Here is a 21,095-nt window from a genome sequence, read left to right as displayed (position 1 = left end):
AACGCTTCTCTACCTCTACAATAATGTCCTAACTCGTTCTCGTAGCGCTATATCACCCAGGTATTGACTCTAGTTTACTCATGCTTGTGCAGCAATTCTGATGGACACCCCAGTTGTCGTTTTGCCTCTAAATATTCACCAATAATCTGCTGGTATTGCGTCTGCCCAAAAATTTTGTAATGTCCTGGATAGACGGTTGCGATCGGCAAGTTCTGCAAACGCTCATAGCTGGCAACATAGGTGGGAATATGGCTGCAATGTAATTCATCCAGCAGCTCGCCCTCATAAATAACATCGCCCGAAAACAAGTCCTTGGCAATCGGGTCATAGAGGGCGATACACCCGGTCGAATGACCCGGTAGGTGCATGACTTCAAAGGCGCGATCGCCCAGATCCAACACATCTCCTTCCTGCAGGATTTGCGTGGGTTCCGATGCTGTCAAGGTATATTCTTGGACGGTAAACTCGGCGTGGGGGAGCTGTGCAAAATGTTCCTCCAAGACCCAGCCCTGTTCAGGCTTGCACAATGCCTCATAGTTGTCCCCCTTTCGTAGTGCTTCTGCTTCTGCGGCATGAATTGCGCGATGCTCAAATTCATGCATTCCTCCAGCATGATCAAAATGAATATGAGAAGCGATCGCCAGCAAGGGCTTATCAATCAGAGAGGCAATATACTGCCGCAAACTAGAAACACCCAATCCAGTGTCAATGAGTAAATCCTGAGTTCGACCTTTGATCAACCACAGATTAGCTCGATTCCACCAATAGTAATGAGGCTCAGTAATAAGATAGAGGTTGTCACTAATGCGCTGTGTCGAAAACCAGCTTTCACAGACGGATTTGGGGTAGGTCACGCAGGCAGACTTGAGTGAGGTGAAAGGATAACAACCGCTTTAGAGTGATTTTACGATCGAGTCATCGTACAAAGAATTGATATCCATCATTTCAGGAATCAGCTTTGATTCGTAGGCAACTTTGACCGTTAATTCAAAGTTTTTCATCACATTATTGGGATTGCTAGGGTTGAAAGCGATCGTCTTGTTGCCTTCAATGTCAAACACCTTCACACCTGCAAGCTGCATTTCCATCTCTGCCGCCGAAACACCCAGCTTATCCCCCGCAATCTTAATGGCTTCAGCATCTTTACCATTCACAAGTTTCACCGCCTCAGCACAGGCTCGAATGTAAGCTTGAAGATCGGCTTTTCGCGTCTCGATCACCTTCTGTCGCGTCACGATCGTATCTGCAATCAAGTTAGTGCCTTTAGTGCTGAAGATGAGCTTACCGCCGCCCTGTGCGGCTGCCTTACTCATCCAGGGCTCATAGGAAACTGCTGCATCCACTCGTTTAGCCGCAAATGCTGTTGCCGCATCAGCAGCCGTTAAATCCTTAATCACAATATCCTTCTCCGTTAGCCCTCCTTTTTCCAGGTATGCGCGCAGCAAAACGTTTTCAAACAGCAGGTTTTCCCGCCCGACAGTTTTTCCCTTCAAATCGGCGGGGCTGTTGATATCTCGTCCAATAATGCCATCAGAACCGTCGGAATAATCCACCACATAAATCATGCGGATGGTTGGATCTTTGTGAATCATCTCGATCGCATCTCCAGAAGTCGTAGATGCAATATCTACTTTACCTGCCAGAAATCCCGTGATCAGCTCACTGGCGCTCTGGAAGAATGTTTCCTGGACATTGACACCTGCCGCCTTGAAAAGATCCTTTTTCATAGCAACATAGTGACCGGAGTATCCTGGCCACGGGCTAATGCCAGCAAGCAAGGTTTGAGCCGCCGCCGTCGAGGCGGAGGGCTGGGTACAGCCATGGAGAGCCACTCCCCCAGCCAAGCCACCGACTAACCAGAGTGCCTGACGACGCGAAATCCTTTGGGGGACGTTCATGATCTAAAACTCCTTACCATGCTCACAAGTTGACCTTAAGAAGTCATTAAACTGAGTTCTGAACGATAGAAATGTTAGGAGAGATACAATCTCCTGATTAAAACCTAGAGATAACAGGGCGATCGGAGGGTAAGTCACCGAACCTTATCTCAATTTTGCTCAAGATTTGCAAAACAACGAACTCACGCAATGTGCAGCTTGGTCTGAAAGTCTTGTAGGATGGGCATCTTGCCCGTCCAAATCTGGGCAGATATCTTGCCTGCCCCATACAGATCAAGAGCTTTAGAAAAAGAGTCGCACATCGCATGAACTATAAATTCACAGCTTAGTTTTCTTAAAACAGTTCATTTCAATTCTCAGGATAAATATCTTAGTATGGACATCTTAATGTGGGTTTTCTAGCAAGTGTAAGCTTTGCGATCGACTGAGATTACCCAACGGCTGAGTTAGAACTTTTCTTTCTCAGGCAAAACCACAGACCTGTTGCCATCAACGCTGCGGCTGTCAAGAGCTGCGGTGTGATCGATTCTCCTAGCGTGATGACGGCTAAAACTGCACCCGCGAACGGAAATATTGAGAAGAACGCGCCAGTTCTGGAGGCACCGAGCTGCCGAAGCGCCAAAATCAGACAGAAGTAGGTCAGACCAATCGAGAGAAACCCGGCGATCGCAATGACTCCTACGAGCGTTAGGTTGGGCAGGGTTTCGCCTACGGCTGAGGCAAGCATAACGTTGAGAAAGCCGCCGATGAAGGTCTTAACCATGGTCAACTGGATCACATTCTTAGCAGCAACCTTGTGGGTAAGGTTGCTAGAGGTAGCCCAGCCGATGCAGGCTCCCACGATGGCTAACGCTCCCCAGGAAAACTTGAGGGTAGAATCCCCTGCCCAGACTAAAATGACGCTGCCAGTCGTGATGATAGCCAGTCCTATGGCAGTTTGCGAATTGAAGGCTTCCCGAAAGACAAACCAGGCGATCAGTCCTGTAAATACCCCTTCTAGATTCAGCAACAGCGATGCGACAGCGGCTGTACTGTTAGCAATGCCATAAGCCTGCAAGACAGAAGCCATTAGCGAACCTGCAAAAATTGAGCTAAGGAGCCAGTACCAGTCCTGCCTATTCATCAGATTGGGAGTGGGTCGATGGCTTATGACTCGCCGGAGGAGATAGACGATCGCCATGCCCAAACCCGCCCCCAGATCGAGTAGACCCGCTAACATCCAGGGTTCGACCTGGCGCAGAAATATTTTAGATAGGGGAATGGTCAAGCTGTAAAAGAGCGGAGCTGCGATCGCAAAAGCAATGCCAGGTGACAACCGTCCCAAGGGTCTGCTAAACAGTTTTCGGAGCATTAAATTTTTTATCCTCAGCAAATTCAGCCTGAGTAGGGCTGAAAAATTTAGTGACGAACCTGATCTGCCCAAGGGGTCAGATGCTGAGAAATCCACTTTAATCCGTAGTCAATGATTAAGCCAATCAAACCAATGATGGCAATACAGAACAGAACCTTATCCGTTTGTAAAAATCGTTGGGCTTGGACAATTTTAAAGCCCAAACCACTTTGGGCTGCAACCAGTTCAGCAATGACGAGGTAGTTCCAGGCTCCAGAAATATTGACTCGCAGGGTGTCTAGGACGCTGGGAAAAGTCGCAGGAATAATCACCTTGAACAGCGCATCGCGGCGATTGGCTCCTAGAGTATAGGCAACGTTGATCATTTCATTGGGAATGAATTTAACCGCATCGGCAACCATAATTGCGTTGTACAGAACCACACCAAGCGTAATAATTAGAATCTTGGCTTCTTCACCTAAACCCACCCAAATGATGATCAGGGGCACAAATGCTGTAACGGGCATATATCGAACTGTGCCCACGAAGGGAGCAAAGAGACTATTCATGCTGCCAAATGTACCCATTGCGATTCCCATGGGCACGCCAATCAGAGCAGCCGCCAAGAAGCCTGCCAAAACTCGACCACAGCTCACTAGGACATCATTAATTAGATTATCCTGCGTAAACATTTTGTAGCCTGCTTGCAGCACTGCCGTGGGCGTTGGCAGAAATATTGCTGGAACCAGTCCCCCATAGCTGACGATCGCCCACAGCACCAGCGGTACTGCCAAAGAAGCCAGCACTACCAACAGCGCCAGCTTGCGAGGAAATCCTTGGCGAATATTCCAAAACACAGAGGGCTGGAGATAGCGATATTCGCGAGTTGCATCTGCAAGAGGTGCGTCAGAGCTAGGTTGATTGAAACTAGATTGAGCCACCGGCGGTATTCCCTCCATCAATAGATAAACAGCTTCCTGTTGCGTATTCGGCATGAGCCAAAAAATAGGCAGCTTCAGCAATTTCTGCCGCAGAGGCAAAGCGTTGAATCGGAAGCATGGCTTGCCAGTGCGCCATTTCTGTGGCAGACATTCCCGCCGTCATCGGGGTATCTACTGGCCCAGGACAAAGGGCATTCACCCGGACTCCCTGCCGCGCATGATCGAGCGCCATTGCCTTCGTTAAAAGCACGACTCCCCCTTTAGAAGCGCAATAGGCGGCAAGATTTCGTCCTCCGGTAAGCCCCGCATCTGAGGCGACATTGACGATCGATCCCCGACCGCGATCGACCATGTGCTTGAGAACGGATTGATTCACCAAGTAAGTTCCCTTAAGGTTAATATTAATAGTTTCATCCCATTGGGCTTCGGTGGTATCTAGAAGGGTGCCTTCGTGGGCAATGCCTGCGGCATGGATCAGGGTATCAATTTGTCCCCAGGCAGCAATAACAGCATCCACCATTTGATTGACTTCTGATGAGACAGCGACATCGGCTGTGACTGACATCACTTTACATCCTGCGTCAGCGATCGCCTGTCTAACCGCTTCAAGGGGCTGAGTTCGCCGAGCCGCGATCGCCACCTGATATCCTCGTTGAGCAAACAGCATTGCCGCTGCTTGACCAATTCCGGAACTTCCGCCCGTGATGAGTGCAACAGCCATAGCTTAAGAGAAATAGGGTAGAGGAATTGAAAATTAAAAGAATTTGAGGTAGCGCTGCCGTTCCCAGTCAGATACATGATTGTGATACTCGTGCCATTCCTGAGTCTTGAAATCCACATAGGTTTGATACATCAGAGAACCCATCACCTGTTCACTCAAGGGATCGGTAGAAAAGGCAGCGATCGCTTCTCCCAAATTGCGCGGCAAGAACTGAATGCCCATCTGTGCAAGCTGCTCTAGAGAGTGTTTGTACATATTTTCAGTGTGGGGTTCACCCGGATCAAGCTGTTCTTTAATCCCTTCCAGTCCAGCCGCCAAGATCATGGCTGCCCCCAGGTAGGGATTGCTAGAGATATCGGCAGCGCGGCACTCAACCCGACCGCCCCCCAAGGGAATCCGCAGCATATTCGTTCGGTTGTTGTCGCCGTAGCAAATGTAAACAGGTGCCCAAGTGAACCCCGACATACTGCCTCTGGGAACGAGCCGCTTGTAGCTGTTGACCGTCGGAGCAATGACGGCGCAGATTGCAGGAGCATGTTTGAGCACCCCTGCGATAAACTGGTATCCCAGCTTAGACAGACCACAACCTCGTGGGTCATCGGATTCCGCAAACAGATTTGCTCCGGTGTGCAGGTCAGCCAAAGACATGTTGTAATGTGCGCCGCTGCCCGTGCGATCGGCAAAAGGTTTGGGCATAAAGGTGGCGAAATAGCCGTGCCTTTTAGCAATTTCCTTCACCATCAGCCGGAAAAAAGTGAGGCGATCGGACATCTTTAAGGCATCGCAGTAGGCAAAGTCCGTTTCAAACTGTCCGTTGCCGTCCTCATGATCAAAGGAATAGACATCCCAGCCCAGACCATTCATAGCTTCGACAATTTCAGTCACCCAGGTGAAGTTGTCCAGCAGACCTTGAACGTCATAGCAAGGCTTGGCTAACGTATCGCGATCGCTCACCGGGGCGATCGTCCCCGCCTCCGTTTCTTTGAGGATAAAAAATTCTGTCTCAATGCCGAGATTAAAGGTGAAACCCATGGCGGCGGCTTCCGCCAACACCTTTTTCAAGATGCCCCGACAGCAAGCCTCAAAGGGTTTTCCTTTCAAATAGAGGTCGCTAGCAAACCAGGCAATCTGCCCATTCCAGGGCAAAATGATTGCTGAGTCGGGATCGGGACGGGCAGACACCTCCTCATCACTAACATCTTGCGGTACCCCATCTAATGCCGCGCCCGTAAACAGCTCTGATCCTGCCATCATTTGCCCCATGTGGGAAAGCGGCACCGCTTTGGCTTTGCACATCCCGTGAATGTCTACGAAGCTCGCCAAGGCATATTTCACACCCTGATCTTCTAAGGATTGTCTGAGTGCTTCTAGTTCAGGAGTTTGGAGTTCGGACATTTGAATGGTAAGAACGATTGTGGAAACTGAAGGATTGCACCCGAAGAGTATCCATAGCTGTCGCTAGTTTGCGTATGTCCCCATAGCAACCGCCTTGGCGGTTGCTATGGGGAGAGGAAGCGATCGCGCTCATGATCAGCTCTTGAAAGAGATGGGTTCCCACTTCACGTGTTGGAGAAAGTCGCCCCTGCTTGTAGCCCATGGACTGAATCCGCATTTGCACAGCCGGAAGCAGATCTAGATCTTCTTTTTGAATATTGTCAAAAAACTCAATCAGTGGCTCCAGATTTTCGGCAGAGGTTGCTGCTTCCGTGTCAGGCACCAGCCAATCCCAGCGGATGCGGGTGCGCTTGGGGCCTTGTGGGTCAATTAGGTAAATAATGGCGCAGGTAGGAGAGATAATCCAGGCAAAGTTGGGAAAAAAGCTCATGGTTGAAACACCCGCCATTTCGCGATCGTTTAACCCATGGATATACAGGTCAGGATCAAGGCTAATCGGCAAATCATCATTTCCCACAAAAGGCGTGTATTGCAGGTAGTAGTGATGTCTTGCCTCTGCTTCAACGCTCTGGTAATACTTTGCTAAAATCGGATGCACTGAAGGTTCGTGATAGCTCTCGGTATTATTTTCTACGTAGAGCTTCCAGTTTGTATCTGTCCAGTAGTCAATGCTATGGACTCGCCTCCAATCACTCAAGCGATACCGCTTGAACATCTCCGGCAGTTCTCCCAGCTGTACCTGGAGCGGCTCACAGTTGCGGTCAAGATTGACGAAGATAAAGGATTCCCAAATATCTACCTGAACTGACGTCAGGGCGTGATCGGCGACATCAAAACCCTCAGCCATTTCCATATCTGGAATACCGCGCAGGTTGCCCTCTAGGTCAAAGCTCCAGGCGTGATACAGACAGGTGAGCCGATTGCATTGACCGCTGCCGATCGCCACGGGTCCTGCCCGATGGGTACAGATATTGTAAAAGGCGCGCAGTTCTCCTTCCTTATTTCTTAAAATCACCAGAGGTTGCTCGGCAATGTCTACGGTGAAATAGGAGTTAGCACCCTCTAGCTGACTGACATGACCGACATAGTACCAGTATTTGCCAAAGATTTGCTCCTGCTCTAGCCGATAAATTTCTGGAGAATAATAGACTTCCGCAGGTAAGGCTGTAGCTTCCCGCTGGAGCGATCGCTGTCGCCACGATCGCAGGGCTTGTGAACCGTCAATGGGGTTGACCTTGACTGGGATGGAATTGATCACAGCTGCAACTTCCGTATATTCGCTCAGGGTCGATCTATCCTTGACCGAGAAGGGTCTGGGGATGAGAATGCTAGGATTTATTTAATAAATGAGTCCCCACAGTCTATGAATGTCTTAAATTTCTAGTTTGTATCTCTGAATACGAACAGGGAAAATAGTTTGGGAATGCTCTTCTCACCTTACATATCTGCAAAACACATCCACAAACTCAGTGAAAGAATGTCTCCGATTTAACATTTTCAGTTATTTGCATAAGCTTAACTAAGAAGAATATGCGTCACACGACAGGATCTTTAGAATCATGCTCGATGCCCGCCCAACTCATAGCTCGCGGGAAATGATAGCCCATACTGGTGACGAACTGAGTGGCTCAGAGCATCCTAAATTGGAGGTTCGAGAGCTGTTTAAGTCTTATCCCATTCAGGGGAAAAAGCAGCTAATGGTGTTGCAAGACATCAACTTTAAGCTTTATCCCAGAGAGTTTGTTTGCTTAGTCGGCTCATCGGGATGTGGCAAATCTACGCTTCTCAATATTGTGGCGGGGCTGGTTTCACCTTCAGCCGGTCAAGTTTTGGTGGATGGTCGAGCCGTCAAGGGACCTGGCTCTGATCGCGGCATGGTGTTTCAAGGCTATACGCTCTATCCTTGGCTGACGGTTTCTCAGAATGTTGCCTTTGGGTTACAGCTTCGCAAGATGCCAAAAGCCGAGCAGCGCGAGCGTATTGCCTATTTTCTCAATGTCGTTGGACTGACTCAGTTCGCAAATTCTTTTCCCAAGCAGCTTTCGGGGGGCATGAAGCAGCGGGTGGCGATCGCGCGTGCCATCGCCAATGAGCCTGCCGTACTGCTGATGGACGAACCCTTTGGGGCACTTGATGCTCAGACCAAGGAGCAAATGCAGCAGTTTTTGATGGAGCTGTGGGAGAAGACCCACACCACCGTACTGATGATTACCCACGACGTGGAAGAGGCGATTTTTCTGTCTCAGCGGGTTTATGTGATGAGTTCACGTCCAGGTCGGATGAAGATGGAGATATCGGTAAACTTACCTGAGCATCGCGACCTGGAAATGAAGCTGTCCTCTGAGTTCCTTGAAATCAAGCGCGAGATTGTTCATGCTTTGCGGGATGATGCCCACTAGAGCGATTCTGTCTGAATAATCAGCAGCGCTTGCCCCACAGCCACCATTTGTCCCTGAGCACAAAGCACTTCAATCACCGTGCCTGCGACAGGTGCCGTAACGGCGATTTCCATCTTCATCGACTCCAGCACGACTAGGCGATCGCCCTTTCCAACCCTTGCCCCTGCTTCAACCGCGATCTGCCAGACGCTAGCCGGAACATGAGCCGCAACCATTTGGCTATCGGGCGGCAGATCGTAGGTGGCTTCATCGGGCGGTGGAGGCGCAGCTTCGCTAACTTCAACCAAGAGATTTTCTGCCGCCCAACGTTCGCGCTCTGCTTCAAATGCAGCTTGCTGGGTCGCTTTAAATGCGGCAGCTTCGGGAGCGATCGTCTTCAAAAACTCGTTGTACTGCTGCAAGCTGAAAATTTCTTCTTCTATTTCGAGCTGAACTTTGCCGTGAATAAAATCATCTCGATACTGGAGCAACTCCGCCGCAGACACCGGATAAAATCGAATTTGGTCAAAGAAGCGCAGTAGCCAGGGCTTGCCCGCCTGAAAATCTGCGGTCTGCCGGAAGGTATTCCACATTTGCACGGTTCGTCCCACAAACTGATAGCCGCCAGGGCCTTCCATGCCGTACACGCACATATAGGCACCCCCAATGCCTACAGCGTTTTCGGGTGTCCAGGTGCGGGCAGGGTTATATTTTGTCGTCACTAAGCGATGGCGTGGGTCAACAGGGGTTGCGACAGGCGCACCTAAATAAACATCTCCCAATCCCAACACGAGGTAACTGGCGTTAAACAGAATTTCGCGGACTTGATCAATGCTCTCTAACCCATTGATGCGACGGATGAATTCAATATTGCTGGGACACCAGGGAGCTTTGGGATTTACCGATCGCATATACTTATCGATCGCCACATGGGTCGAGTCGTCATCCCACGACAGGGGCAAATGTACGATGCGCGTGGGAACTTCCAGGGTATCGATCGCAGGTAGCTCTTGTTCCGCCGCGATTAAAGTCTCCAACAACTGCTCAAGGGATAACGCCTGGTGATCGTAGTGAATTTGCAGAGAGCGGATTCCGGGCGTTAGATCTAGGATTCCGGGCAGTGGATGCGCCATTAGCCATTCCATCAGCGCATGGGCATGAAAGCGCAGATTCAGATCTAGCACCAGATCGCCATACTCAACCAGGACGTAATCATCCCCAGCGCGGCGATATTTGACAGCCGTTTGATCGGCAGCCAGGATTTCATGCAGTACGGCATCATGGTCTAGGGCTGAGGGGTTTACTGAGGGATTTAAGGCTGAGGGGTTCAAGGCTGTCAGCGACAATGCTTGTGGCGCGATCGGCTGAGGGCTGCCCACCAACATAGCGATCTGCTGATCCTGCTGACGTTCTCGCTGTAAGGCTTCAGTCAGGGAAATGCGATGAAACCGGACGGTATTTCCGGGGGTGAGCTGACCCATTTTCCAGAGATCTGCCAGGGCGATCGTTGCTGGGCAGACAAATCCGCCTAGGCTAGGGCCATCGGGACCCAGAATAATCGGCATATCGCCTGTGAAGTCGATCGTGCCTACTGCATAAGCATTGTCATGAATATTAGAGGGGTGCAGACCTGCCTCGCCGCCGTCCCGTCGCGCCCATTGGGGTTTGGGACCAATCAGGCGCACTCCCGTTCGCGCCGAGTTGTAATGAACTTCCCAGTCGGTAGAGAACAGCATCTCGATATCTTCGGGCGTAAAGAAATCGGGTGCGCCGTGGGGCCCGTACAGAACCGCAATCTCCCAGCGATCGGGATATTGGGGAATCAGTTCAGCAGGGAGAGAGGCTGGCTTAGAAATGGCACCCGCAGGATTCAGCTTCAACACATCGCCTATGCGCAGCGATCGCCCACAGTGTCCCCCAAATTTTCCCAGCGTAAAGGTCGATTTGCTCCCCAAATAATCGGGCACATCGAAGCCGTGCTGCACTGACAAATAGGTACGGGTGCCGTTGGCCTGAATCGACTTCATCCGCAAGATACTGCCCGCAGCAACCGCCACTGCCGTCCAAAAAGGTACGGGATTGTTTTCCAGTTCTGCCACCATAGGTGCACCCGTCAGGCAAATCACCGTATCTGAATTAAAGCGTAGCGTTGCACCTGTGACGGTTAGCTCTAGCCCAGCGGCGGCTTCTGGATTGCCCACCAAGCGATTGCCCAGCCGAAACGCCAGAGAATCCATCGGGCCGGAGGGCGGCACTCCCACATTCCAATAGCCTATTCGCCCCGGATAGTCCTGAATAGCACTAAAGGCTCCTGGTTCCAACACATCGATCGTGAGCGGCTGGTACTGGAAAGAATTTAGAAATTGAGTCGTTAGGGTGCCACTATTGAAAGTCGGATCATCTAAAATCTGCCGCAGATAGTCGAGATTAGTTTCGATGCCTGCCAGTTGGGAGCGATCGAGGGCTAATTTGAGCTGGGCGATCGCCTCCTCTCTAGATGCCCCATGCCCAATCAGCTTTGCCACCAGCGGATCATAGTAGGGGGTGACCTCGCTGCCTCGCTCGATCCAGGTATCGCACCGGATGTTGTCAGGAAAGCTTGCCTCTGTCAAAATGCCAGAGCTAGGCTGAAAGTTTTTCGCCGGATCTTCCGCATAAATTCGTAGTTCGATCGCGTGTCCGTGGGGCTGAAGCGAGTAGCCATTCAGAAAAGTAGAGTCTCCTGCGGCTAACCGCACCATCCACTCCACAAGGTCAATGCCATTCACCGCTTCGGTCACACCATGTTCCACCTGAAGGCGCGTGTTGACCTCTAAAAAGTAGAATTCTTGGCGATCGACATCCAGCACAAACTCTACGGTTCCTGCCGATTGGTACTGGATGGCGCGACCTAAACTCAGGGCAGCACCATAAAGCTGCTGTCGCAAATCGTCGCTAATTCCAGGCGCAGGCGTTTCTTCAATCACCTTCTGATTGCGCCGCTGCACCGAGCAGTCGCGCTCACCTAGAGCCACCACCTGTCCTTGCCCATCGCCAAAAATCTGCACTTCAATATGGCGGGCTTGCTGCACATACCGCTCTAGATAAACGCCCCCTTGGCTAAAATTGTTCTGGCTCAGCCGCTGCACGGTTTGAAATAAATCTGCCAACTGGTCTGCATTATGGCAAAGCTGCAAGCCAATGCCGCCACCCCCTGCCGTGCTTTTGAGCATGACCGGATAGCCGATCGCCGCCGCTGCCGTTTGCGCCTGCTGCACGGTATCAAGCAGCGGAGTTCCGGGCAGCAAAGGCACCTGATTCTGAGCCGCCAGCTCTCGCGCCGTATGCTTTAGCCCAAAGCTGCGCATCTGAGCGGGTGTTGGGCCGATGAAGACAATGCCTTTCGCCGCGCAAGCCTCGGCAAATTCTGCGTTTTCGCTCAAGAAGCCGTAGCCGGGATGAATCGCCTCGGCTCCAGTCTGCTGGGCGGCTGCCAAAATTCGCTCCCAGCGCAGGTAGCTGTCTGCTGCCAGAGCCGAGCCGATCGCCACCGATTCCCCTGCCATAGACACATGACGCGCGTAAGCATCGGCTTCGGAATAAACGGCAACCGAGGCGATTCCTAGACGATCGAGCGTGCGAATGATGCGACAGGCAATTTCACCCCGATTGGCAATCAAGACTTTGGTAAACATAGGTTTGGAGAACACGAGGAAACTGTCAAAACCGCCTGAGCAACAAAATTTCTGTGGAGAGGCGATCGCTCCTCCTCGATTCCCTAGACTGTATCCCAAATGATGAGCTGAATGGGCGTAGGGTTGTATCCGTTACAGGGATTATTCATTTGCGGACAGTTGGAAATCACCACCAGCGCATTCATATCTGCCCGCAGATCGATCGTGCTGCCCGGATCGGAAATGCCGTCTACGATTTCTAGGGTGCCATCAAGGCTGATCGGCACATTCATAAAAAAGTTGATATTGCTGGTCATATCTCGCTTGCCTAAACCATAGTCCTTGAGGGCGTAAAGAAAATTCTCAACGCAGGCATGCTGCCATTTTTTGTCTAGCCCAAATCGAACTGAATTGCTTTCGCAGCTACAAGCCCCACCAGAGGTATCATGCTTTCCGCAGGTGTCACTCAAAACGGCCATCAATACGTTACCGTCATTGGAGTAGAGCTTTGTTCCGGTTGTAATGAAAATATTGCCCTGTGCCCGAATCGTATCAGGAGCGCTGTAGCGTTCGCTAGGATCATCGGCGTTGTATACCAAGAAATCGACAGCCTGATTGCCGCCCAAATCCACAATTCGCAGCGTTTGCCCTTTCTTGATCACTTGCGCCCAAGGTTTGCGGGCAGGCAGCACCTGATCATAAATTGCCAGCTTCGGATCAAGCTGCGGCATAAAAGTTGAAGTCATAGAAAGGCTCCTGTTTATTCTCAAGGTTCTGAGGTGGAAGTTTCAAGCAGGGGATGCTCATGCAAACAGGGCATCCGTATTTTGAAAGCCCCGAATTGCCTCAGGATTGCCTATTCTACAGCGATCGTCATCAGCAGGAAGCGGCGATTTCCAGACGATCGCCTGAATGGGCTTGGCATCGTAAACCGTACTAGGATCGAGCGGATGTGGACAGTTGGATAGAACTGCCAACACATTCATCTCTGCCCGTAAATCGATAAAGTTTCCAGGCTGAGCTGTTTGTTCTGTCCAAGCTAAGTTTCCTTCTGGATCAACCGCAATCCGAGTGAACAGATTGAGGTTAGGCATGATGTCTTTTTTGCCCAGATTCCGCTTAGTTAACGCCAGCATGAAGTTATCGCGTGAGTTCTTAAAATCACCTTCGCCGTACTTCGCATTGGTCACGACGTTACTGCATCCGCTCAGCATATCGTGTAAGCCACAGGTATCTTCCGTAATAGAGAACAGTACGCGTCCCATATCGGAGTAGAGCAGCATTCCCTTCTTCAAGAACGCATTGAACTGAATTTTAGCGGTGTCAGCAGCGTTATATCGCTCGATCAGATTATCGGCATTGTAGCAGAGGAGAGCAACGCCTCTAGAGCCTTCAGGTGCGGCAATTCGCAGTGTTGTGCCATGTTGAATCATGCGAGACCAATAGGCTCCGCCAGGAATCATTTCATTCTCAACAATCAGCGCTGAATCGAGAGCCATACTTTGCGCATCAGATTCGGTAGACATGATCGACTCCTGAATTCATTCTTTAGACCTGATAGAACCTAGCAATTCAGCGTCGTTTCTGATTTTTAGGGGTGACGCAAGGGCTTTAGCAATGCTTGGCTTCAGAGACGCAGTAATGCAGAATTCATCCAGCGATCGCATCCCCACCTAATTCGATTTCAACCAGCGATCGCCAGCAAGTCAGGATTTGCAGCCTCACCTGCTAATCTAGATTTTGAAGAGGCATCCCAAAGCTCCTGCGTGTGCCTTCGCACTAACGCTAGCTATCTGCACATGGCTGTCTGCACAGACTTAGCATACACATTCTTGAATAATTGATCAACAGCATTACGAGTCAACCTAACGCCAGAGGCAAGATAGTCTGGGCGTTGAGTCTCGTTCTAGCGCGACGCTACTACATCGCTAGAGCTGCAAATCTTATAAAACTTAAGCTTCAAAGCATCTAAAGAACAGCCACAGAAACGCTTCTACGGGTTTCCATCTGTGGTGCAGTCATAGGTAACACTAGCGTCTGGATAGTTTCCAATGCTAAGCGCTGCTTTACCCCCGCCAAAGTCCTCCAGCACGTACTGAGTGCCGTCATTGCCGTTAAACGTATAGATGGAGGAATAGTTGCGACCACCATGGTGCGTACCGTCGCTTAGGGAAAGCTTCTGCCCTCTGGCATTTACAGCTTCATAGGAATAGCGGTCTCTGCCTTCTTCGCCCAGCTCGATTGCGAAATCACCGCACTCATAAGCCTGTCTCCAAGGTTGAAGTTGACTCAAGCGGATGGAAGCTTCAGGAGTTGCAGCATGAGCAGCAATAGGTAACGTAATCTCTGCACAGAGCAGACTGGCGATCGCCACTGAACCCATTAACTGTCTTTTAGTATTATTCATTGAGAAAATATCCTTTTATTCAAATCAGTGAATCCTTGTCTGATATATTCGCATATCTGATGAGAAAATATGCCTTTGAACTCTGCACTGCATTAGCAGGCTGGCGACAGCCATACATCAGACTCATCGATCTGGATTTTTGATAGAGGTACGCTGACCCCCTCCCAGAATTGGATTAAACTACGTCAATTGAAAAGTCCCTTTCCGATATTGGAAAGGGACTTTTATTGCAGTCCTTTAGAACTACCTACGTTGCCCCCACCTCATCTCTCTTTTGGAAAAGAAAGGTCAAAGGTACAGGCAAACGCATTCAGTATTGAGGATTACGCCTATTGAGTGCGATCGCCTATGCGGGCATCAACACGGTATCAATGACGTGAATCACTCCGTTGTCAGCAGCAACATCGGGAGTCACCACAGTTGAGGAATTGATCTTGACTCCGTTTGTCGTGTCAATCTTCACTTCTGAACCTTCCACCGTTTTTGCGGATTTTAGATTCATCACATCAGCTGCCATTACTTTACCAGAGACAACGTGGTAGGTAAGGATTTTCTTGAGCTGAGGAATATCCTTGAGCAATCCATCTACCGTGCCTGCTGGCAATTTAGCAAACGCTTCATCGGTGGGTGCAAATACGGTAAAAGGACCTGCGCCCTTCAGCGTCTCGACTAGACCAGCAGCTTTCACCGCAGCCACTAAGGTATTGAAAGAACCCGCCTGAACAGCAGTATCAACAATGTCAGCCATTTATGTTCAACCTTGGTCTTTAAAACCATTGTGTACATCAACTAGGATGACACACTGTTGTTAAAAATAATGTCTTAGTTAGCGTCTTATTGGCGTAATAGCTGTATAACTTGCAACAAACCCTTCAAAAGGCATAGATCATTCTCTAGAGAAGTATCTGTATGTCAACTCAAGAGTATGAAAATATTCACGGCAATGCACAATAGTGTATCTTTAGTGGTTATCAACAGTTTAAGAAAGTGACTTTTATTCCTGCCGCCTGTTTCAGGAGCTGGAAGCTAATGTGCTCCCAACTCCTGAAACAAGCCTAGCGAGAGGAAGAAATTGACCACAAAAATTGAAACCCAGGTCGTCACAACGGCGGCTGTTGCCGATTGACCGATGCCTTTGACTCCGCCTGTTGTCGTTAAACCCCAGCTACAGCCCAAAATAGCGACGATCGCCCCAAAAATAAAAGCTTTCAGCACCAGGTTAAACAGATCTGCAACCTGCAAGGTCGATCGCACTGAGCTGAGAAACTCAGAAGGTAGCAGGTGATAAAAATAGGCTGCAACAAAAACACCACCTCCAATTCCGGCGACTAGCCCTAGCAGAGTCAGGGTGGGCAGCATTAGACAGCAGGCGATGACTCTGGGCACCACCAAAAAATCGATTGGGTCAGTTTTAAGCATGTGTAGCGCATCAATTTGTTCCGTGACGCGCATACCGCCAATCTCGGCTGCAAAGGCAGATCCCACCTGCCCAGCAAGCACACAAGCCGTCAAGATGGGCGCTAGCTCCCGACAGAAGGCGATCGCAAAGGCTCCGCCCACCATGCTAACTGCGCCAAAATGGACAAGCTGCCGCGCCGTTTGCACCGTGAAAATCATGCCCGCAAAGAAGTTAGTCATCAGCACCGGATTCAGAGAATCGGCGACAGCTGCCATATGCTCTAGCACATTGCGCCGATAGATCTTGCCAGTGAACAAATGTACCAAAACTTGCCCACCCAAAAAAATTCCTAATGCCAGACGCAATATCCAGACTCGGTTCCAGGCATCAGAAACACCTTGGAAGCGGATCAGACGAACACCCTGAAAGCTTTCTCCTGGACAAATGCGATCGGTAAACCAGTTCAGAATTAAACATAGGCGCGATCGCATCATAATAATTTCTCCAGAAGAGTACCCGGCCGTTGTAAAAGCTCTGGGTTCACTTCCAGCCATTTTATGGGGGCTTGCCCTACGATTATGCTTGGTGGGCGATCGCCTTATCCTAAAAGTATCTTTTTACTCCTGTCTCTTCTCTGCTTACCCTTGCCTCTGCTGGTTGCCCTGCCAATTTACAGAACCGCTGCTGCAAGCATCTGGGTTGCGGTTGCGCGACTGCTGAAAGGTACGGCACCCTTCTCGGCTTAGCTGACGCACGAGGCTTTCGGGGAAGCGATCGCGCAGCGCCCAGGCTTTTCGGAAAAAGCGAACGCTATCCTGGCGAGTTTTAGCTTGCTCATCGCCTTGCAGTTTGTCGCCCTTCTGCCGCAGAATTTGTGCCTTCAGGTAAAACAGCTCAGGGTTATTGCTTCCCGGCGTCGTTTTAATGGCTTCCTCAACGGCGGCAAACGCTTTGTCAGGCTGATCCAAATCGCGATAGCCAATGGCAATCCCCCGCTGCGCCAGGTAAACAGGGGCAGCATTTGAGGCAAGACGCTCGATCGCCTGATCGGGATTGGCAAACGGTAGATTAACCGCCAGCATCAAGTCCATAAATCCCTTCATCAGATTTAGCTCTGGATCTTGAGGGTCAATTTTTTCTGCCTGAGAAATATTATCAAACACCTGCTGGAGCTTTGCCAAGATCGTCGGCGTTGCTGCAACGGTGCCCTGAGTTGACAGGGTGTAGGCGCCCTCTAAAAACTGACCCGCAGCGACATAGAGATGTCCTCGTAAGGCATCCGTTGATACTAGCTTCTCAGCTGTTTCGCGGGTGAGTCGGGCGTTTTCACCCATTTTTTCCCAGTCTTGGCTCACGTAAGCCAGAGCAGACTGCATGGCATGGGCAAGGGGTTCATCGGGTTCGGCAGATTGCAGCATTTGTTCTGCCTGCTGGTAGTTGCCCTGCTCAAATAGCGTCTTAAACGCAGCTTCTGTCTTAGAACCGATCGCATGGGCATTAGCAGTCCGAAAAGGATCAGCCTGAGCCGGATGAAACCAGAAACTGAGCAGGAGAGTGAGGGCGATCGCCGCACCTGTCCTAATGATGAGAGATCGGCGAAACTTCTGAAATAAGCGTGTCATAGCTGTTTTTGCTGTCCTATTTTGCTGTCCTAGAAGTCTTTGCTGAAAGTCTTGATCTAAAGTCTTTGAACTCCAATTTAGCTTTTTATGAATGGGCTGGAGCAAGGGCATTGCTGAATCAGGGATGAGTTTTTTGTGAGGGACGCATGTCCCCCTCACAAAAAACTCATCCCTCAAGCCAGAAAAGCCGTAAATCTAAAAAATTAGGCGAATAGCAGCTTTGACGCGATCGGCATTTTTCAGGTTCCAGCGATCGGGTATTCTGGCTAGGGCGGAGTTAGGCTCAGCCATCACTGAACTCCTACTGAACTCCTATCGTTCCACTAAGATGGAGACAGCGATTTACCCTCTCCAAGTTTTGGGTTGGGGCTGATTGCTAAGATGACTTCCTCGCGTCATGATTCGATTCACAATTATTCGATCGCCTGAATGCTCTATCTCAAAGACCTGGTTTACCACCCTGCCGTCACCCATACCGCCATTCTCAAATCGATCAGCTTAGAACTTGCGCCTCAGCAGCTTGGGCTAATTGTTGGGCCTAGTGGCTCTGGAAAAAGCACTCTACTCGAAGTTCTAGCAGGGCTGGCGCGGCAGACGACGGGCAAAATCCTTTGGCGAGATCAAGAGCTTGCACCTGACTCTTTACAGCAGTTGGCAGGGCTGGTGTTTCAGTTTCCTGAGCGGCACTTTTGTGGGCACACGATTTTGGAAGAGCTGCGGCTGGGTCATCCAGAGTTGAGTAAAGAGAAAATTGATAGCGCTCTGGCATCTGTGGGCTTAGGACATCTGCCGCTCAGCACGGCTCCACGATCGCTCAGCGGCGGGCAGCAACGCCGTCTGGCTCTGGCAGTGCAGTTGATCAGACAACCTTTTCTGCTGCTGCTAGATGAACCTACCGCAGGGCTGGATTGGTCGATGCGCAAGCAGGTGATTAGTCTGCTGACTGAGCTAAAAAAAGAATGGAGTCTGCTCGTGGTGTCTCATGAACCGGGCGAAATGGCGGCAATTGCCGATCGCTGTTGGACGCTCAATTACGGTAAGCTGACTCCCATTGATCCGGCTCTATTTAACCAGCCCGTTTTAGGTCAAACTGTTCCAGGGACAACTATTTCAGGGAGCAAAAGTGAAGAGTGAGTATGGAAGTGCCTGAAGTGCCTGTAGAAATGCCTGTAAAAATACAGGAGCAAGCCTCTGTAGAAATTCCTGTTCTGCCGCAGGATCTTGAAGTCTGGCAGCAAACGCTAAACTGGCAGCCTGATTCAAGCCAACAGACACGGTTTCAAAAACTGTACGAGCTGATTTTGGCAGGCAATCGTCAGCTTAATCTGACTCGCATTACTAACCCGCAGGATTTTTTGGAAAAGCATCTGTGGGACTCGCTGCGAGGGATTAAACCTTGGCTGGGGAATGGAACATGGGACATGGCAGAAGCAGTCCCTTCAGCGGAGACAAGCTTTAAAGTGATTGATATTGGCACAGGAGCGGGGTTTCCAGGTCTGCCTGTGGCGATCGCTCTGCCCCAGTGGCAAGTCACGCTCCTCGACTCTACCCGCAAGAAAATGGCGTTTGTCGATAGCCTGCTGACTGAACTAGAGATTTCCAATGCTGTAACCTTGACCGATCGCGTTGAGCAAATTGGTCATAGTTCCTATCATCGGCAAGTCTACGATCTGGCGTTAGTTCGTGCCGTTGCTAATGCTGCTGTCTGTGCCGAATACGCGCTGCCATTGCTAAAAATTGGCGGAGTTGCTGTGCTGTATCGAGGACAGTGGACGGAGGAAGAGGCGATCGTTCTGGAGAGAACGCTGGAACAGCTAGGCGGTGAATTGACTGCAACAGAAGCCTTCAAAACGCCTGTGAGCCAGAGCGATCGCCATTGCCTCTATCTCAAAAAAGTTGCCCCAACTCCCATCAGCTTGCCTCGTCCTGTAGGGGTTGCAGCTAAACTGCCGCTTTAGAAACTATTTGGGCAAGGCTGCTGGCAAAATACTGGATGACAGAAATCAGCAAATATCCTCCTTTGATCTTGAAGTAATTTTATGGACAGCCCCCTCTCCCACCCCTCTCTAGTTGCTGGTAGTGCGCGAGTAGGTAGATGTTTTGCGCCAGTGTTTTAGAAATGAAGCTGAATCACTCTGCCCACCTGAGTTTTAGCCAATCTCCTTAAATTCTTTTCCGCGCAAACTCTCAAACCCTGACTGAGTGAGCTTTGTAGGGATAAAATTAAGATGACAGTTCCCCAATCCAGCCGCCAAAAATGCTACGATCGATGGCATCCGCGCAGTCGAACCTTGAAAATTGCATACAGACAACTTTCTAAGCGCCCACCGCATCAGCCACCACAAAACCCTTTCAGGGATTGAAACAAACGGGAGAGTACCAAAAGCTGGCTGATGCACAGGCATCAGCCACCACAAAACCCTTTCAGGGATTGAAACTCTAAAGAATTCCAGTCAACAGGGGCATTCTTCAAAGCATCAGCCACCACAAAACCCTTTCAGGGATTGAAACGTTCACAAGCATTCCTGATGGAACCCTGATTGATGGCATCAGCCACCACAAAACCCTTTCAGGGATTGAAACGAAACTGAAGGGCAATATCGCCTCATCGGGGTATGGCATCAGCCACCACAAAACCCTTTCAGGGATTGAAACTAAGGACTGGGCAGCGATCGAAGATGAACACGTCAGCATCAGCCACCACAAAACCCTTTCAGGGGTTGAAACAGTTATCCCAGCGAGTAAAGTTGTAATTTTATACTGCATCAGCCACCACAAAACCCTTTCAGGGATTGAAACTTTGCTCAAGTGCTTGAAATCACTTCCTTCTACCGCATCAGCCACCACAAAACCCTTTCAGGGATTGAAACTCATTCCTAATTATCAAGGCTTTTCGCAGTTAAAGCATCAGCCACCACAAAACCCTTTCAGGGATTGAAACCAGCATCCTGGAATGCACAAGAGAAAGTGCTTTGGCATCAGCCACCACAAAACCCTTTCAGGGATTGAAACGGTCAAAGACGGCTCTCTGTGCTTCTGTCGCCTCGTCAGGCATCAGCCACCACAAAACCCTTTCAGGGATTGAAACATTCCTCCAGCTTCAAAGCCTCAACGCTGCAAAGTGCACCAACCACCACAAAACCCTTTCAGGGATTGAAACCTGTGGGTGACAGTGAGAAAGCCCGTCAGCCCTTGCACCAACCACCACAAAACCCTTTCAGGGATTGAAACAAAAGATGTAACAGACAGTAATCAAGTAACAATAGTTCAGACAGTTTTGCGAGAGCAAATTAGATCCAGGGCAAACGCATCTTAAATTTCATTGACATCTAAAAGCAGGATCGAGGTTTC

Annotated in this window: 17 protein-coding genes and 1 CRISPR repeat array; of the genes, 3 read left to right on the top strand and 14 right to left on the bottom strand. The window is 50.1% G+C overall.

The features are described 5' to 3' along the window. Positions 1-74: 74 nt before the first annotated feature. The 7 genes from AC5JMP_RS23335 to AC5JMP_RS23305 form a co-directional block, all read right to left on the bottom strand. Positions 75-854, bottom strand: coding sequence for an MBL fold metallo-hydrolase (locus AC5JMP_RS23335; protein WP_495853899.1), 780 nt, complete (start codon positions 852-854; stop codon positions 75-77). Positions 855-893: 39 nt separating this feature from the next. Continuing rightward, on the bottom strand, positions 894-1,898 hold the full coding sequence (locus AC5JMP_RS23330; RefSeq protein ID WP_495853898.1) for an ABC transporter substrate-binding protein: 1,005 nt from the start codon (positions 1,896-1,898) through the stop codon (positions 894-896). Between the two features lie 430 nt (positions 1,899-2,328). Continuing rightward, positions 2,329-3,249 (bottom strand): DMT family transporter, encoded by a 921-nt coding sequence (locus AC5JMP_RS23325; RefSeq protein WP_495853897.1) that lies wholly within the window; start codon positions 3,247-3,249, stop codon positions 2,329-2,331. A 47-nt stretch (positions 3,250-3,296) separates the two neighbouring features. Next, entirely contained in the window at positions 3,297-4,169 is an 873-nt protein-coding gene (locus tag AC5JMP_RS23320; protein WP_495853896.1) for an ABC transporter permease, read from the bottom strand. Then, positions 4,156-4,890: an SDR family NAD(P)-dependent oxidoreductase gene (locus AC5JMP_RS23315; protein WP_495853895.1), complete on the bottom strand. Its 735-nt coding sequence runs from the start codon at positions 4,888-4,890 to the stop codon at positions 4,156-4,158. The genes AC5JMP_RS23320 and AC5JMP_RS23315 overlap by 14 nt, the downstream gene beginning before the upstream one ends. A gap of 33 nt (positions 4,891-4,923) precedes the next feature. After that, positions 4,924-6,285: a type III glutamate--ammonia ligase gene (gene glnT, locus AC5JMP_RS23310; RefSeq protein ID WP_495853894.1), complete on the bottom strand. Its 1,362-nt coding sequence runs from the start codon at positions 6,283-6,285 to the stop codon at positions 4,924-4,926. Beyond that, the gene (locus AC5JMP_RS23305; RefSeq protein ID WP_495853893.1) at positions 6,263-7,543 is read right to left on the bottom strand and encodes an aromatic ring-hydroxylating oxygenase subunit alpha; all 1,281 of its coding nucleotides are present in this window, start codon (positions 7,541-7,543) and stop codon (positions 6,263-6,265) included. The genes glnT and AC5JMP_RS23305 overlap by 23 nt, the downstream gene beginning before the upstream one ends. 337 nt (positions 7,544-7,880) lie before the next feature. On the opposite strand from AC5JMP_RS23305, the gene AC5JMP_RS23300 reads away from it, so the two are divergent. After that, positions 7,881-8,684 carry an ABC transporter ATP-binding protein gene (locus AC5JMP_RS23300; protein ID WP_495853901.1) on the top strand — a complete coding sequence of 268 codons (804 nt, stop codon included), beginning with the start codon at positions 7,881-7,883 and terminating at the stop codon, positions 8,682-8,684. Here AC5JMP_RS23300 and uca read toward each other — a convergent pair. The 7 genes from uca to AC5JMP_RS23265 form a co-directional block, all read right to left on the bottom strand. Then, positions 8,681-12,337 carry an urea carboxylase gene (gene uca / locus AC5JMP_RS23295; protein WP_495853892.1) on the bottom strand — a complete coding sequence of 1,219 codons (3,657 nt, stop codon included), beginning with the start codon at positions 12,335-12,337 and terminating at the stop codon, positions 8,681-8,683. The genes AC5JMP_RS23300 and uca overlap by 4 nt on opposite strands. A gap of 83 nt (positions 12,338-12,420) precedes the next feature. Beyond that, entirely contained in the window at positions 12,421-13,062 is a 642-nt protein-coding gene (locus AC5JMP_RS23290; RefSeq protein WP_495853891.1) for an urea amidolyase associated protein UAAP2, read from the bottom strand. Positions 13,063-13,119: 57 nt separating this feature from the next. Continuing rightward, positions 13,120-13,842, bottom strand: a complete 723-nt coding sequence (locus AC5JMP_RS23285) for an urea amidolyase associated protein UAAP1 (RefSeq protein WP_495852513.1) — start codon at positions 13,840-13,842, stop codon at positions 13,120-13,122. A gap of 467 nt (positions 13,843-14,309) precedes the next feature. Next, on the bottom strand, positions 14,310-14,723 hold the full coding sequence (locus tag AC5JMP_RS23280) for a hypothetical protein (protein ID WP_495853890.1): 414 nt from the start codon (positions 14,721-14,723) through the stop codon (positions 14,310-14,312). A gap of 346 nt (positions 14,724-15,069) precedes the next feature. Further along, on the bottom strand, positions 15,070-15,471 hold the full coding sequence (locus AC5JMP_RS23275) for a fasciclin domain-containing protein (RefSeq protein WP_495853889.1): 402 nt from the start codon (positions 15,469-15,471) through the stop codon (positions 15,070-15,072). A 278-nt stretch (positions 15,472-15,749) separates the two neighbouring features. Beyond that, the gene (locus tag AC5JMP_RS23270) at positions 15,750-16,676 is read right to left on the bottom strand and encodes an MlaE family ABC transporter permease (protein WP_495853888.1); all 927 of its coding nucleotides are present in this window, start codon (positions 16,674-16,676) and stop codon (positions 15,750-15,752) included. 84 nt (positions 16,677-16,760) lie between these two features. Further along, the gene (locus AC5JMP_RS23265; protein ID WP_495853887.1) at positions 16,761-17,744 is read right to left on the bottom strand and encodes a Sll0314/Alr1548 family TPR repeat-containing protein; all 984 of its coding nucleotides are present in this window, start codon (positions 17,742-17,744) and stop codon (positions 16,761-16,763) included. 429 nt (positions 17,745-18,173) lie between these two features. Here AC5JMP_RS23265 and AC5JMP_RS23260 point away from each other — a divergent pair, with 429 nt between their 5' ends. Continuing rightward, complete coding sequence (locus AC5JMP_RS23260) at positions 18,174-18,878, top strand: ABC transporter ATP-binding protein (RefSeq protein WP_495853886.1); 705 nt, start codon at positions 18,174-18,176, stop codon at positions 18,876-18,878. Positions 18,879-18,907: 29 nt separating this feature from the next. Continuing rightward, the gene (gene rsmG / locus AC5JMP_RS23255; RefSeq protein WP_495853900.1) at positions 18,908-19,702 is read left to right on the top strand and encodes a 16S rRNA (guanine(527)-N(7))-methyltransferase RsmG; all 795 of its coding nucleotides are present in this window, start codon (positions 18,908-18,910) and stop codon (positions 19,700-19,702) included. Positions 19,703-20,073: 371 nt separating this feature from the next. Continuing rightward, positions 20,074-20,975: a CRISPR direct-repeat array (repeat unit 37 nt; unit sequence GCATCAGCCACCACAAAACCCTTTCAGGGATTGAAAC). Between the last annotated feature and the right edge of the window lie 120 nt (positions 20,976-21,095).

This window comes from Drouetiella sp. (genome assembly GCF_059504425.1).
The sequence above is the reverse complement of the archived record's forward strand: the minus strand, read 5'-3'. Positions and strand labels throughout refer to the sequence as shown.

Coding starts and splice junctions, on each gene's coding strand:
- AC5JMP_RS23330 (WP_495853898.1), bottom strand. CDS start 1,898: ATGAACGTCCCCCAAAGGATTTCGCGTCGTCAGGCACTCTGGTTAGTC.
- AC5JMP_RS23325 (WP_495853897.1), bottom strand. CDS start 3,249: ATGCTCCGAAAACTGTTTAGCAGACCCTTGGGACGGTTGTCACCTGGC.
- AC5JMP_RS23315 (WP_495853895.1), bottom strand. CDS start 4,890: ATGGCTGTTGCACTCATCACGGGCGGAAGTTCCGGAATTGGTCAAGCA.
- glnT (WP_495853894.1), bottom strand. CDS start 6,285: ATGTCCGAACTCCAAACTCCTGAACTAGAAGCACTCAGACAATCCTTA.
- AC5JMP_RS23300 (WP_495853901.1), top strand. CDS start 7,881: ATGATAGCCCATACTGGTGACGAACTGAGTGGCTCAGAGCATCCTAAA.
- uca (WP_495853892.1), bottom strand. CDS start 12,337: ATGTTTACCAAAGTCTTGATTGCCAATCGGGGTGAAATTGCCTGTCGC.
- AC5JMP_RS23290 (WP_495853891.1), bottom strand. CDS start 13,062: ATGACTTCAACTTTTATGCCGCAGCTTGATCCGAAGCTGGCAATTTAT.
- AC5JMP_RS23285 (WP_495852513.1), bottom strand. CDS start 13,842: ATGTCTACCGAATCTGATGCGCAAAGTATGGCTCTCGATTCAGCGCTG.
- AC5JMP_RS23280 (WP_495853890.1), bottom strand. CDS start 14,723: ATGAATAATACTAAAAGACAGTTAATGGGTTCAGTGGCGATCGCCAGT.
- AC5JMP_RS23275 (WP_495853889.1), bottom strand. CDS start 15,471: ATGGCTGACATTGTTGATACTGCTGTTCAGGCGGGTTCTTTCAATACC.
- AC5JMP_RS23270 (WP_495853888.1), bottom strand. CDS start 16,676: ATGGCTGGAAGTGAACCCAGAGCTTTTACAACGGCCGGGTACTCTTCT.
- AC5JMP_RS23265 (WP_495853887.1), bottom strand. CDS start 17,744: ATGACACGCTTATTTCAGAAGTTTCGCCGATCTCTCATCATTAGGACA.
- AC5JMP_RS23260 (WP_495853886.1), top strand. CDS start 18,174: ATGCTCTATCTCAAAGACCTGGTTTACCACCCTGCCGTCACCCATACC.
- rsmG (WP_495853900.1), top strand. CDS start 18,908: ATGCCTGTAAAAATACAGGAGCAAGCCTCTGTAGAAATTCCTGTTCTG.